12 protein-coding genes are annotated in these 13,434 nt (G+C 56.9%); 8 read left to right on the plus strand and 4 right to left on the minus strand.

All coding sequences use genetic code 11. The features are described 5' to 3' along the window. The first annotated feature begins 8 nt into the window (after positions 1-8). Positions 9-1,562, plus strand: a complete 1,554-nt coding sequence (locus tag IE087_RS02125; RefSeq protein ID WP_189367270.1) for a substrate-binding domain-containing protein — start codon at positions 9-11, stop codon at positions 1,560-1,562. On the opposite strand, the gene radC is transcribed toward IE087_RS02125, so the two are convergent. From radC to dnaK, 3 genes are all read right to left on the minus strand, one after another. After that, complete coding sequence (radC, locus tag IE087_RS02130) at positions 1,559-2,308, minus strand: RadC family protein (RefSeq protein ID WP_189367271.1); 750 nt, start codon at positions 2,306-2,308, stop codon at positions 1,559-1,561. The genes IE087_RS02125 and radC overlap by 4 nt on opposite strands. A 198-nt stretch (positions 2,309-2,506) precedes the next feature. Next, positions 2,507-3,664 (minus strand): molecular chaperone DnaJ, encoded by a 1,158-nt coding sequence (dnaJ, locus tag IE087_RS02135; RefSeq protein ID WP_189367272.1) that lies wholly within the window; start codon positions 3,662-3,664, stop codon positions 2,507-2,509. 78 nt (positions 3,665-3,742) lie between these two features. Further along, positions 3,743-5,653, minus strand: coding sequence for a molecular chaperone DnaK (dnaK, locus tag IE087_RS02140; protein ID WP_189367273.1), 1,911 nt, complete (start codon positions 5,651-5,653; stop codon positions 3,743-3,745). Between the two features lie 191 nt (positions 5,654-5,844). Here dnaK and IE087_RS02145 point away from each other — a divergent pair, with 191 nt between their 5' ends. After that, positions 5,845-6,444, plus strand: coding sequence for an alpha-ketoglutarate-dependent dioxygenase AlkB family protein (locus tag IE087_RS02145; RefSeq protein ID WP_189367274.1), 600 nt, complete (start codon positions 5,845-5,847; stop codon positions 6,442-6,444). 38 nt (positions 6,445-6,482) lie between these two features. Here IE087_RS02145 and IE087_RS02150 read toward each other — a convergent pair whose 3' ends face one another. Further along, entirely contained in the window at positions 6,483-7,307 is an 825-nt protein-coding gene (locus IE087_RS02150; RefSeq protein WP_189367275.1) for an ABC transporter permease, read from the minus strand. Positions 7,308-7,426: 119 nt separating this feature from the next. Between IE087_RS02150 and cysQ the strand changes: the two genes are divergently transcribed. The 6 genes from cysQ (at position 7,427) to IE087_RS02180 (ending at position 13,426) form a co-directional block, all read left to right on the plus strand. Further along, complete coding sequence (gene cysQ, locus IE087_RS02155) at positions 7,427-8,224, plus strand: 3'(2'),5'-bisphosphate nucleotidase CysQ (RefSeq protein WP_189367277.1); 798 nt, start codon at positions 7,427-7,429, stop codon at positions 8,222-8,224. After that, a complete protein-coding gene (locus IE087_RS02160; RefSeq protein ID WP_189367278.1) occupies positions 8,224-9,024 on the plus strand; it encodes a 3-deoxy-manno-octulosonate cytidylyltransferase in 801 nt (266 codons plus the stop codon). Before cysQ ends, IE087_RS02160 begins: the two co-directional genes overlap by 1 nt. Next, positions 9,021-10,280, plus strand: coding sequence for a glycosyltransferase family 2 protein (locus IE087_RS02165; protein ID WP_189367280.1), 1,260 nt, complete (start codon positions 9,021-9,023; stop codon positions 10,278-10,280). Before IE087_RS02160 ends, IE087_RS02165 begins: the two co-directional genes overlap by 4 nt. 95 nt (positions 10,281-10,375) lie before the next feature. Then, positions 10,376-11,269, plus strand: a complete 894-nt coding sequence (gene galU, locus IE087_RS02170) for a UTP--glucose-1-phosphate uridylyltransferase GalU (RefSeq protein WP_189367282.1) — start codon at positions 10,376-10,378, stop codon at positions 11,267-11,269. Between the two features lie 14 nt (positions 11,270-11,283). After that, on the plus strand, positions 11,284-12,267 hold the full coding sequence (galE, locus tag IE087_RS02175; RefSeq protein WP_189367284.1) for a UDP-glucose 4-epimerase GalE: 984 nt from the start codon (positions 11,284-11,286) through the stop codon (positions 12,265-12,267). After that, positions 12,227-13,426, plus strand: coding sequence for a glycosyltransferase family 4 protein (locus IE087_RS02180; RefSeq protein ID WP_189367286.1), 1,200 nt, complete (start codon positions 12,227-12,229; stop codon positions 13,424-13,426). The genes galE and IE087_RS02180 overlap by 41 nt, the downstream gene beginning before the upstream one ends. Positions 13,427-13,434 lie beyond the last annotated feature (8 nt).

The raw sequence follows: 13,434 nt of genomic DNA on the forward strand, positions 1-13,434 counted from the left end.
GGCTTACCATGGCTTTGTTACGTGCGGCGATTTTCGCCGCACTTTCTTTTTGGGGAACCGTGCTTCTTGCACAGGACGTCACGCTCACTTCGCCCGACGGGCAAGTGGAACTCAGCGGGACGCTTCTGGGGTTTGATGGCGAGTTCTATCGTATTGAAACTGTCTATGGCGAACTGACCGTAGATGGGTCCGGTGTGCTGTGCGATGGGCCCGCCTGCCCTAATCTGCAAGACTTTGTTGCCGAAATCAGCGTGTCCGGGTCTTCCACCATGGGTGCTGTTCTGATGCCCGCCTTGATCGAAGGCTTCGCGCTGCGCAACAATTACGAGGCCGAGCGGGAAGAGATCGACGCGCGCAACTTCGTTTATGAGTTGGCAGATACCGAAACCGGAAAGCCCGTTGCACGCTTCTTTTTCCACGTGTCCACCACAGATGAGGGTTTTGCAGACCTGCTTGCCAATGATGCGGACATTGTTATGGCTTTGCGTGAAATTCGACCCGACGAGCGCCAGCTTGCCCGTGATGCCGGGATGGGTGACATGACGCAGGCCAACCGCAGTCGCGTTCTCGCACTTGATGCCATGGTGCCGATCGTTGCCCCATCCAACCCTGTTGACCGTGTCTCTCCCCAGGATTTGGCCGCCGTCTTTGCCGGTACAATCACGAACTGGGCGGACCTCGGCGGGGCGAATGCCCCCATTTCGTTGCACTTGCCGGACGCCCGGACCGGGCTGGGTCAATCGGTCGAGGACGATGTGATGGGCCCCGCACGCTCCAATTTTGCGGATGTGATCACGCGCCATGACCGCGGGTTGGATGTTGTGAATGCTGTTTTGGCTGACCCATTTGCAATTGGCATCGCCAGCTATGCCGATACCGGCAATGCACGTGCACTTACGCTGACGGGATCTTGCGGGTTTTCTCTGTCGGCGGGTCGGGAGACCATCAAAACCGAAGATTACCCACTTACCGCACCGATGTTTCTGTATTTGCCTGCAAGGCGCTTGCCAAAGATCGGACGAGAGTTTCTAACCTTTACGCGCGGTCCATCCGCTCAGGTGGTCATTCGTCGCGCCGGGTTCGTCGATCAGGCACCGGAAGAGGTTTCGATCAACGATCAGGGATATCGCTTTGCCAACGCCGTGACGTCCGCCGGACCGGAGATATCGCTCGAGGAGCTACAGCGCATGACTCGGACGTTCTACGGCATGGCCCGCCTCACGACTTCTTTCCGATTCGAGGCTGGATCGGTGCGTTTGGATGCGCAGTCGCGATCAAATGTGCAGCAACTGGCGCGGGCGATGGAGCAGGGCAAGTACGATGCGCGGCAGGTTTTGTTGGTCGGGTTCAGCGATGGAGACGGTCCTGCCTCTGCAAATCGGGATATTGCCCTGCGCCGTGCGGATGCAGTGCGGCGCGCTGTCGTTGCGGCCGCTGAGACGGCAAACTTTGACCGTATCGAATTGGTTGTAGATGCGTTTGGAGAGGCGCTTCCGATGGCATGCGACGACAGCGCTTGGGGCCGCAAGGCAAACCGGCGGGTCGAGGTGTGGGTGCGCTAGAGGTAGCCTTCGGACTTGAAGCTTAGTTCACGGCTTTTGCCGACGATCAGATGGTCATGCAATGTAATCCCGAGGGCAGAACAGGCCATTTCCATCTTTGTCGTCATGTCAATGTCTGACTGGCTGGGAGTCGGGTCACCAGATGGGTGGTTGTGCACCAGAATCAAGGCGGATGCATTCAACTCCAACGCCCGTTTTGCCACTTCGCGCGGATAGACCGGAACATGATCGACAGTACCCTTTGCCTGTTCTTCGTCCGCGATCAGCACGTTCTTGCGGTCAAGATAGAGAACGCGAAATTGCTCCGTCCCCCTGTGCGCCATTGTCGTGTGACAGTAATCTAGCAAGGCGTCCCAACTGGTGATCACGTGCGTGTTCATCACCTTGGCGCGCGCCATGCGCTGGGCGGCTGCCTCCACGATTTTCAGCTCACATATGACGGCATCGCCAACGCCCTTAAATGCGCGCAACCGTTCAACCGGGGCGGTGATGACACGATTGAAATCCCCGAATTCGGCCATCAGCGCATGTGCGAGCGGTTTGATATCTTGTCTGGGGATGGCGCGAAACAGAACCAGCTCAAGCATCTCGTAGTCAGGTAGAGCGGTGGCGCCGCCATCCATAAAGCGCGTGCGCAGCCGTTTGCGATGGTCCGCCATGTAGGATGGCGTACGTCCCTTGGGAAGCGGGGCAGGTGTGGCCTCGTCGAGATCAAAGGGCAGTGGTTGTTCTGCGAAATGTGACATGCCTGTAGAGTGCCGCAGTTTAGGTTAGCGAAAGATTAACCAAGGTTCGGAAGTTGATTGAGAAGCGTTGATGGCGGATTGAAATCCGCCTTACGAGCGCTCACGTAACGCGGATCTTGATCCGCTTTACTGGACTACCTTCTGAGTGCTGGAGGGTAAGTCTTGTAAGGCGGAGTTAACTCCGCCTTACCTGTGATCCTAGCCCTTCATTGAGTCCCAAAAGGATTTAACCGACGAAAAGAAACTGGACGATTCCGGGTTGTTCTCTTCCGAGAGTTCCTCGAATTCGCGCAGCAGTTCTTTTTGCCGTGCCGTCAGGTTGACCGGGGTTTCCACGGCCAATTCGATGAACATGTCGCCGGCACCGCCGCCCCGGAGGGCGGGCATACCCTTGTTGCGCAGGCGCATCTGCCGACCTGACTGTGAACCAGCGGGGATTTGCACGCGGCCACGGCCACCGTCGATGGTTGGGACCTCAATGGACCCACCTAATGCCGCTGTTCCCATGCTCACCGGGACGCGGCAGAACAAATTTGTTCCATCCCGCTCAAAGAGCTTGTGATCAGCCACGTCGATAAAGATGTAGAGATCACCCGACGGACCGCCACGCATCCCGGCTTCACCTTCGCCGGCCAAACGGATGCGCGTTCCGGTTTCCACACCGGCAGGGATGTTAACCGAAAGCGCACGGTCCTTTTCGACACGGCCAGCGCCCGAGCAGACCTTGCATGGGTCCTTGATGATCTGGCCAAGACCAGAGCAGGTTGGACAGGTACGCTCGACAGTGAAGAAGCCCTGCTGGGCGCGGACTTTGCCCATGCCCGAGCAAGTTGGGCACGTTGTGGGTTCGGATCCGCCCTCGGCCCCAGTTCCGTTACAGGCATCGCAAGACACCGATGTGGGGACGTTGATCGTCTTTTGCATGCCTGCGTAGGCATCTTCGAGAGACACCCGCAGATTGTAGCGCAAATCAGAGCCACGCGATGCACGTTGCCGTCCACCGCCGCCCCGTTGGCCGCCCATGAAATCGCCGAACAGGTCATCGAACACGTCGGAGAAGGCCGAGCCGAAATCGCCCTGGCCGCCGCCAAAGCCACCACCGGGACGTCCACCGCCGCCGCCCATTCCACCTTCGAACGCCGCATGACCGAACCGGTCATAGGCGGCCTTCTTGTCGGCATCCTTTAGAACGTCATAGGCCTCGTTTGCTTCCTTGAACTGTGCTTCGGCGTTTGGATTGTCCGAATTTCGGTCAGGGTGCAGTTCCTTGGCTTTCTTGCGATAGCCTTTCTTGATCTCGTCGGCGGATGCGCCTTTCGAGACTCCAAGCACGTCGTAATAGTCACGTTTTGCCATGGATTATGTCCTTTGCTGGAACGTCTGAGGCCGGCCCTTTGTGGCCGGCCTCGTGATTGGTTCCTCTGAGGCCCAAAATCAGGCGCGTTTGTCGTCGTCGAGATCTTCGAATTCGGCGTCGACGATGTCATCATCATCCGCACGGGGCTCATCAGCCGCCTGGGGCTCATCGTCGCCGTCTTCTTGCGCCGCCTTGTAGATCGCTTCACCCAGCTTCATGGCTGATTCGGTCACGTTCTGAATACCCGATTTGATCTTGTCGGCGTTTTCGGTTTCGATCTCGTCCTTCAGCGCGGCAATCGCCAGTTCGATCGCTTCGACCGTGGTGGGGTCGACCTTGTCCGAATGTTCTTCCAACGACTTTTCGGTCGAATGGATGAGGCTTTCGGCCTGGTTTTTCGCCTCGATCAGCTCGCGACGTTCCTTGTCCGCCTCGGCATTGTCCTCGGCGTCCTTGACCATCTGTTCGATGTCCTCGTCCGACAAACCGCCGGAGGCCTGGATCGTGATCTGCTGCTCCTTGCCGGTGCCTTTGTCTTTGGCGCCTACCGACACGATGCCGTTGGCGTCGATGTCAAAGGTCACCTCGATCTGAGGCATGCCGCGCGGTGCAGGCGGGATGTTTTCCAGATTGAAGGCCCCGAGGATCTTGTTGTCGGAGGCCATCTCGCGCTCACCCTGGAAAACCCGGATGGTCACGGCGTTCTGGTTGTCCTCGGCAGTCGAGAAGATTTGCGATTTTTTCGTCGGGATTGTCGTATTGCGGTCGATCAGGCGGGTGAACACACCACCCAGCGTCTCGATACCCAGCGACAGCGGGGTCACGTCCAGCAGAACAACGTCCTTCACGTCACCTTGCAGAACACCGGCCTGGATGGCGGCGCCCATGGCAACCACTTCGTCTGGGTTCACGCCCTTGTGGGGCTCTTTGCCGAAGAACTTAGTGACCTCTTCGATCACCTTCGGCATGCGGGTCATACCACCGACCAGAACAACCTCGTCGATGTCCGAAGCCGACAGGCCCGCGTCTTTCAACGCGGCTTGGCAGGGCTTCATTGATGCCTTGATCAGGTCACCCACCAGGCTTTCCAGCTTGGCGCGCGTCAGTTTCATGACCATGTGCAGCGGCTGACCGTTCGACCCCATCGAGATGAAGGGTTGGTTTATTTCGGTCTGGCTGGAGGAGGACAGTTCGATTTTGGCCTTCTCGGCCGCTTCCTTCAGGCGCTGCAGCGCCATCTTGTCGGCAGTCAGGTCGACCGAATGCTCTTTCTTGAACTCGTCCGCGAGATAGTTGACGATCCGCATGTCAAAGTCTTCACCACCCAGGAACGTGTCCCCGTTGGTGGATTTTACTTCGAACAGACCTTCGTCGATTTCCAGAATGGTCACGTCAAACGTACCACCGCCAAGGTCATAGACGGCGATGGTTTGGCTGTCTTCCTTGTCGAGGCCGTAGGCCAGCGCGGCGGCTGTCGGTTCGTTGATGATCCGCAGCACTTCAAGACCAGCAATCTTGCCCGCGTCCTTGGTCGCCTGACGCTGTGCGTCGTTGAAGTAGGCGGGAACGGTGATGACTGCTTGGGTCACGTCTTCGCCAAGATAGCTCTCGGCGGTTTCTTTCATCTTGCCCAGGATGAAGGCAGAGATCTGGCTGGGCGAGTATTTCTCACCACGTGCCTCGACCCATGCGTCGCCATTGCCGCCATCGATCACGGCGAAGGGCAGGTTTTTCTTGTCCTTGGCCAGATCCGCATCGTCGTTGCGGCGGCCAATCAGGCGCTTGACGCCAAAGATTGTGTTGTCGGGGTTGGTAACGGCTTGGCGCTTGGCGGGTTGGCCGACGAGCCGTTCGTTTTCAGTGAATGCGACGATGGACGGTGTTGTCCGCGCGCCTTCTGCGTTTTCGATCACCCGGGGTTGGCTGCCGTCCATGATGGCGATGCAGCTGTTTGTGGTCCCAAGGTCAATACCGATGACTTTAGCCATGTTTTCGATCCCTCATATCAGTTCAAGGCGATGACACGAGGCGGCGACCCGTTTCGGCATCGACGCCACGCATAGGATTGCGCACGAATTCGTGCGCGCTGCGGCGTATATAAGGAGGGTGAATAGACGCTGCAACCGTTCTAACGAGCCTGAAAAGGGCAAAATTACACATAACTGAAGGGGATTGGGCCATGCGCGTCTCTGTCCGCGGATTTGACATCTACAAGACGTATTTGAATGCGACGCAGCAAGCCGAGTTGGTTTCAGCGGTGCGGCAGGTGGCAGAGACGGCGCCCATGTTCTCGCCCGAGACACCATACGGCAAGCCGATGTCAGTGCGAATGACTTCGGCTGGCGCCGTGGGATGGTATGCGGATCGGTCGGGGTATCGCTACGCCACCAAGCACCCGAGTGGTGTTGACTGGCCACCAATTCCTGGTGCGGTTCTAGATGTGTGGCATGCGGTGACTGGATTGGAGCGTGCGCCAGATTGCTGCCTGATCAACTACTACGGTGAAGATGCGCGCATGGGTATGCATCAGGATAAGGACGAGGCTGACTTCAGCTGGCCAGTTCTCTCGGTGTCGCTAGGGGATGCCGGGCTGTTCCGGATCGGAAATACATCACGTGGGGGACGTACAGAGTCGCTTTGGCTGGAAAGCGGCGATGTCGTTGTGATGGGTGGCGACGCCCGCCTGACTTATCATGGAGTTGACCGGATCAGGTTTGGATCTTCAACACTGTTGCCCAAGGGCGGACGCATCAATCTGACATGTCGTGTCGTTTCTTGATCCAGTGCCTGATGTCTTTGTGGGCCAAAGGATACGACCTATCGCCTTGCGCTCCAGCTGAGCGAGGCATGGCGTCGGGTGTAGAATTCTCCCATCAACCCGAGCATGACCAGTATGACGCCAACCCACCACGCATACTCCCAACTGGAATACCTTGGATTGTAATTGATGAACGTAAAGCCCCGCGATTGGTCGATGGTGTGGAACAACGGGTTCCAGTCGAACATGGCAAGCATGAACCCTGGCAGCGTATTGGCAAGGAACATTTTTCCCGACGCAATCATGTTTGCGCGTTGGTAAATCTGCGAGAAGATAGAGACGAAAGTGGGAAACCAGGGTTTGAGCGCAAGCAAAACCAGCCCCAACGCACACCCCGTGAACCAAGCTAACAGCAACATACCGAAGGCGGCAAAAGGCTGTTCAATCTCTACCGGAGTGAAGGCCACGTGGTAGATGAAGAGGATCATGAACAGCGATAGAACCTGCACATAGAGGGCGCCCAGCGCCGCCGAAACTATGGACACAATCGTGTTCATCGGTGCGTGTTGCATCATGGGGCTGGCGGGCCCTTCGGCTCCCGTGACTGCGCCCAATGATTTAACATGCGTCATATACAGGAAGATCCCAGTCATAATGTAGAGCAGAAAGTCGCCGCGGATGGCGGCCCCACGCAAACCCAGCACCGAGAACATGACATAGAACGCCATGACGAAGATCACCGCTTGAAGCATGTTCATCGCGATGGCCAAAAAGGCGTTGTTATGGGTCTTGCGCACACTGCGCACGATCGAGTGATAGATCACCTCGAACATGGCTAGTGCGCTGCCCAGGCCTGACTGCGGTTTGCGCGTCGACTGAAACATGAGCGGATTTTGCCTCGTATGCTGCGATGATCGCAGGGAATTCTTGCCGTTCTGTTACCGCAGCATCATAAGGGCCGCGCAGGCAGTTTTCAACAAAAGCCAAGCCAAGGAGCTATTTGATGACGTACGAAGAATTGGTCCCAGTGATCCGCAAGCTCGCTTTGGAAGCGGGCGACAAGATTATGGAGATTTATGGCGCTGAAGACTTTGACGTGAAAGTCAAATCGGATGACAGCCCGGTGACCGAAGCGGACGAAGCCGCGGATGCATTGATTTCGGAGGGCCTTCGAGCGGCGTTTCCCGATGTAATGCTGGTGACCGAAGAGCAGGCGGCCACCCACGATACCACTGGTAAGACATTCCTGATTGTCGATCCGCTCGACGGCACCAAGGAGTTTGTACATCGCCGTGGAGACTTCACTGTGAATATCGCTCTTGTCGAGGATGGTGTGCCAACGCGAGGCGTTGTTTATGCTCCGGCCAAGGGTCGCATGTTCTACACTCAGGCGGACGGGACAACCGTGGAAGAAACCGGTGCACTGGACAAAGACACCGTTGGCGCGGTTACCCCTCTGTCTGTCGCCAATAGCGACAACAGCGGCTTGATGGTGGTTGCATCGAAGTCGCACCGCGATCAGGCGACGGATGACTACATCAACAAATACGCGGTCAAAGACATGAAAAGCGCAGGTTCGTCTCTGAAATTCTGCCTCGTGGCAACCGGAGAAGCCGACATCTATCCCCGCGTCGGCCGTACGATGGAATGGGATACCGCGGCTGGTCATGCTGTGCTGGCCGGTGCCGGTGGCAAGGTTGTTCGTTTCGACGATCATAGCCCGCTGGTCTATGGCAAGGAAGGGTATGCCAATCCGTTCTTTATCGCCTACGCACCTGCCGTTGATTTGAAGTCAGCCTGATGTCGGTCCTGATCGTCATCCCAGCGCGCTATGCATCAACAAGGTATCCGGGCAAACCGCTGGTCCCCTTGATGGGTGCAACCGGGGAGTCGCAAACCTTGATCGAACGCAGTTGGCGGGCAGCACTGTCCGTGGAAGGCGTCGACCGGGTGGTTGTGGCAACCGATGACGATCGGATCAAAGACGTGTCAGAAGCATTCGGAGCCGACGTCGTGATGACCTCGGACACTTGTGGCAATGGTACAGAACGGTGTGCCGAAGCACATCATGCGCTGGGCGCGGGATACGAGATCGTCGTCAACTTGCAGGGGGATGCACCACTGACCCCCGCATGGTTCATTGAAGGCTTGGTTGACGGGTTGCGTGCCGCATCTGATGCCGAGATTGCGACGCCTGTATTGCGTTGCGACGGAGCCACTCTGCGTGGCTTTCTCGAAGATCGAAAGGCGGGTCGCGTTGGCGGCACGACTGCAGTTTTTGGTGTGGCCGGACAGGCGATGTACTTTTCAAAAGAGGTCATTCCCTACACAAACGACACCTATGCCGACGATAGTGAGACACCTGTATTTCATCATGTTGGTGTCTATGCTTACCGGCCAGATGCTCTTGCAGCCTATCCGACTTGGCCTGTAGGTCCGTTGGAGACCTTGGAAGGATTGGAGCAGTTGCGGTTTCTTGAAAACGGTCGTCAGGTGCTGTGCGTTGAAGTGGATGCGCGCAGTCGTCAATTCTGGGAGCTGAACAACCCTGCGGATGTGCCCCGGATCGAAGCGATGATGGCAGAAATGGGAGTGGCATGACGCACCCGACGGTCAGTGTTGTGGTGGTGAGCCGCGACCGGCCGATCGCGCTGAGCCGGTGTCTGACCGGGTTGTCTCAGCTGCAATACTCGAAGTTCGAGATCGTGGTTGTTGCGGATCCTGCCGGGTGTCGCGCCGTGCAGGCGGGACCATTCACAGATCAGGTCAAGTTGGTGGAGTTTGACCGGCCAAACATCTCTGAAGCGCGTAACTTGGGAATAAGCCATGCGGCTGGTGATATTGTTGCGTTTATTGACGATGATGCCGTGCCTGAGCCGAGCTGGCTTCATTACCTCATTGCGCCGACGGATCGCCCAAATGTTGCAGCGGTTGGAGGCTTTGTGCGTGGTCGCAATGGTATTTCATGGCAGTGGAAGGCGCGCACCGTAGACACGAGAGGTGAGGCCAAGCCTCTGAGCGTTAGCCACAACCGGGCAACCTTGTTGAAGCCCAAAGGACGACGCGCAACCAAGACAGAGGGCACCAACATGGCGGTGCGCCGTGACGTTCTGGTTGCGCTTGAGGGGTTTGACCCCGGCTTTGCTTTCTACCTGGATGAAACTGATTTGAACTTGCGGTTGGCCCATGCCGGACACGCAACGGCCATCGTGCCGATGGCCGAAGTGCACCATGGGTTCGCAGCGAGCCCGCGGCGGCGACATGATCGTGTTCCGCGTGATTTGTTTGATATCGGATCAAGCTGGGCCGTCTTTCAACGGAAATATGTGCCAGAATCTCAGCGCAGGGACCACTGGCGTGCGATTCGCAACACCGAGCGCCGGAGGGTCATGTCTCACATGGTTGCGGGGCGTCTTTTGCCCGGTGATGTGCGCCAACTGCTGTCACGCCTCGATCAGGGGTACGGTCAGGGGTTGATGCGTCAACGTGGGGGATCTCATGTTTCGCGCAGCCCTATCTCCGCTTTCAAGCCATTTCCATCATGTAGCCGGGCTTCTGTTGTTTTGGCTGGGCGCAGCTGGCAGCGTCAACGTTTGCGCGCAGAAGCAGCGAAGCGGGTCGAGCAGGGTGAAATTGTTTCGCTTTTTTTGCTATCACCTACTACCTTGCGGCATCGTTTGCAGTTCCACTCGGATGGATTCTGGGAACAAAGCGGCGGTTTGTTCGGCAAATCGACCCGCAGTGCGCCGGTCTTTCGCATGTTTAGCTTCGGCGAACGTGTCGCAGCCGAGACGCGCCGCATCGGCAGACAGCGGCTGATCAGTTCGCCAATTTTGGCGCGTCTGGGCAACACTTAGCCGGTGCTGACCGGGATTAGGGAATTGGACATTCCCTAAACGCAGTTTAGTAGTAGTCACATTGATAAGACGAGTTTTGTAAGCAGAGGGTAACTATGCGCAAGAAGGTGACCAAGGCGATTTTTCCTGTTGCGGGTTTAGGGACGCGGTTCCTCCCGGCAACGAAATCTGTTCCAAAAGAAATCATGACGCTCGTTGACCGTCCATTGATCCAGTACGCGATTGATGAAGCGCGATCTGCGGGGATCAAGGAATTCATTTTTGTCACCTCGCGCGGAAAAGGGGCACTGGAAGATTACTTTGACCATGCGCCAACGCTCGAACAGGAGTTGCGCAAAAAGGGCAAGGACAAGCTTCTTGAAACCCTCAAGGACACCAACATGGAAAGCGGGGCAATTGCTTACATCCGCCAGCACAAGGCGCTTGGTCTTGGACACGCTGTGTGGTGCGCACGCCGCTTGATCGCGAATGAACCCTTTGCTGTGATCTTGCCGGATGACGTGATTGCCGCGGACACACCCTGTCTGCAACAGATGGTCGAAGCCTACAATGAAACCGGTGGCAACATCGTCGCTGCCATGGAGGTTCCGCCAGAGCGTGCGTCCTCCTACGGTGTTCTCGATATCAAGAACGATATGGGCCAGTTGGTGGAAGCCAAAGGCATGGTGGAAAAGCCCCCAGCGGGCGAAGCGCCTTCAAACCTTGCCGTGATCGGACGGTACATCCTGACCACCAAGGTTCTTCGGTCGCTCAACCAGATGAAGTCAGGCGCCGGTGGTGAAATCCAACTGACGGATGCCATTGCCAATGAAATCGGCGGTGAAGATGGCGTCTATGGTTTCCGTTTCCGCGGCCAACGCTTTGATTGTGGATCGAAATCTGGCTTCCTGCAGGCGACCGTTGCCTTTGGCCTGGCACGGGATGAATTGCGGGATGATCTACTTGGGTATATTCGTGATGTTGTCCAAATGGACAAAGCTGCCGAGTAACTCAGGACTTTGATGTGAAACATGTTCTTGTGACGGGGGGCGCGGGATACATCGGTTCCCACGCCTGCAAAGCGTTACGCGCCGCTGGATACGTACCCGTCACATTCGACAACCTGGAAACGGGTTGGCGTGATGCCGTCAAGTTCGGCCCGTTTGTCCAAGGCGACTTGCTGGATCGCGCTGCGCTTGATGCGGCTTTTGCCCGCTACAATCCCGTCGCGGTAATGCATTTTGCAGCTCTCAGTCAGGTTGGCGAAAGTATGCAGGATCCGGGCCGGTATTGGCGCAACAATGTTCTGGGCTCTCTGACATTGGTTGAGGCGGCGGTGGCAGCCGGTTGTCTTGATTTCGTCTTCTCGTCCACATGCGCCACTTATGGCGATCAAGACAACGTTGTCCTTGATGAAGACAGCGCACAACATCCCATCAACGCCTACGGCGCATCCAAGCGCGCGATCGAGGATATCCTGCGCGATTTTGAGGCGGCTCATGGTCTGCGGCATGTGATATTTCGCTATTTCAACGTGGCGGGTGCCGATCCAGATGGAGAAGTAGGTGAATTTCACCAACCCGAAACGCATCTGGTCCCATTGATGCTGGATGCCATTGCTGGAAAGCGGGATGCGTTGACGGTGTATGGCACTGATTATGATACGCCAGATGGTACTTGCATCCGTGACTACGTCCACGTCTGTGATCTCGTGGATGCCCATGTATTGGGGCTGAATTGGCTGGAAAATGGCAAAGGCAGCCGCGTGTTCAACTTGGGTACCGGCAGTGGGTTCTCTGTTCGAGAGGTCATTGACCACTCCCGTGCCGTGACAAATCGAGCCGTACCCTATGTCGACGGTGAGCGTCGCCCGGGCGATTGCACCAAGCTGGTGTCAGGCTCGACCCGAGCAGAAACTGAATTGGGGTGGACTCCAACCCGGTCCACGCTGGAAACGATGATCACCGATGCCTGGAGATGGCACCAAACTGGCCACTACGACACATAACCGACCAAATGCGCGCCTGCTGGACCTGACCCGCCTCATGCGTCGGGCAGGGCGCGTTTTGACCGGGGTGGACAGGGTTGAACTGGCTTACCTGCGTACGCTTCAGGACGCACCTGAACCTCTTTATGGGCTGATCAGATCAAGGCTTGGCTACATCCTGCTTGACCCGAATGGCGTTGCCTCGTTGACCCGTATTTTGTCTGGTCCCAATGGTGCGCCGCCTGATCAACAAAACAGAGCAGCATGGAAGCTGGCCCGGCGCAATGCGATCGGACGGGTGCCTCCATTCGGGTTGCCGCGTATGCTGAATAAGTGTCTACCGCAGGGGACATCGTATCTGAATACAGGGCATTCCAACCTGACGGAACGCGTGTTGCGCACTCTGAAATCAGCCGAGATTCCCATCGCTGTTTTTGTGCATGACGTCATTCCAATTGAGTTTCCGCAGTACCAACGCGAAGGTTCTGTCGCGCCGTTTTCTGCCATGATCAACCGGGTCGGAGCGTATGCGGATCTGGTGATCTACAATTCCGAGGATACCAGAAAACGGACGGAGGCATTGTTTCGAGCCCGTACGCCCACACCGATTGTTGCTCATTTGGGAACAGACCACGTGGCTGCTCGACCCGACGAGTTGCCAGATGGCTTGCTGCCGTCCCACCCGTATTTTGTCGTTGTGGGAACAATCGAACCTCGCAAGAACCACGCGTTCCTCTTGGATCTGTGGGAGGCTTTGGGTGAAGACGCCCCGACGCTCGTTATTGCTGGTAGCCGCGGGTGGCGGAACGAAGAGGTGTTTGCGCGGCTTGACGCGCTCCCGCCAGATGGAAAAATCCGCGAAGTGGCCGATCTGAGTGATGGTGCCCTTGCCGCGGTTATGGACGGGTCGGCGGGTGTTTTGTTGCCAACCCATGCGGAAGGGTTTGGTATGCCAGCGGTCGAAGCGGCCGCACGGGGCGTTCCGGTTGTCGTGAACACACTTGAAGTCTTTGGGGAACTGCTTGGAGACATTCCCATTTACGCAAGCGTTTCAGATCGTTATCTGTGGATCAGTACAATTAACACACTGGCCGAGGCCGGACCGCGCACGCCAAAACATCCGCAGTTTGAACCACCCAGTTGGGATGCTCATTTCAAGACTGTGTTAAGGTTGACCTGATAGGCGCG

It is taken from the genome of Tateyamaria omphalii (assembly GCF_014651375.1).
GTDB classification, from domain to species: Bacteria; Pseudomonadota; Alphaproteobacteria; order Rhodobacterales; family Rhodobacteraceae; genus Tateyamaria; species Tateyamaria omphalii.

Bases quoted from the DNA above. Each gene is read 5' to 3' on its own strand.
- IE087_RS02125 (WP_189367270.1), top strand. From the start codon at position 9: ATGGCTTTGTTACGTGCGGCGATTTTCGCCGCACTTTCTTTTTGGGGA.
- radC (WP_189367271.1), bottom strand. From the start codon at position 2,308: ATGTCACATTTCGCAGAACAACCACTGCCCTTTGATCTCGACGAGGCC.
- dnaJ (WP_189367272.1), bottom strand. From the start codon at position 3,664: ATGGCAAAACGTGACTATTACGACGTGCTTGGAGTCTCGAAAGGCGCA.
- dnaK (WP_189367273.1), bottom strand. From the start codon at position 5,653: ATGGCTAAAGTCATCGGTATTGACCTTGGGACCACAAACAGCTGCATC.
- IE087_RS02145 (WP_189367274.1), top strand. From the start codon at position 5,845: ATGCGCGTCTCTGTCCGCGGATTTGACATCTACAAGACGTATTTGAAT.
- IE087_RS02150 (WP_189367275.1), bottom strand. From the start codon at position 7,307: ATGTTTCAGTCGACGCGCAAACCGCAGTCAGGCCTGGGCAGCGCACTA.
- cysQ (WP_189367277.1), top strand. From the start codon at position 7,427: ATGACGTACGAAGAATTGGTCCCAGTGATCCGCAAGCTCGCTTTGGAA.
- IE087_RS02160 (WP_189367278.1), top strand. From the start codon at position 8,224: ATGTCGGTCCTGATCGTCATCCCAGCGCGCTATGCATCAACAAGGTAT.
- IE087_RS02165 (WP_189367280.1), top strand. From the start codon at position 9,021: ATGACGCACCCGACGGTCAGTGTTGTGGTGGTGAGCCGCGACCGGCCG.
- galU (WP_189367282.1), top strand. From the start codon at position 10,376: ATGCGCAAGAAGGTGACCAAGGCGATTTTTCCTGTTGCGGGTTTAGGG.
- IE087_RS02180 (WP_189367286.1), top strand. From the start codon at position 12,227: ATGCCTGGAGATGGCACCAAACTGGCCACTACGACACATAACCGACCA.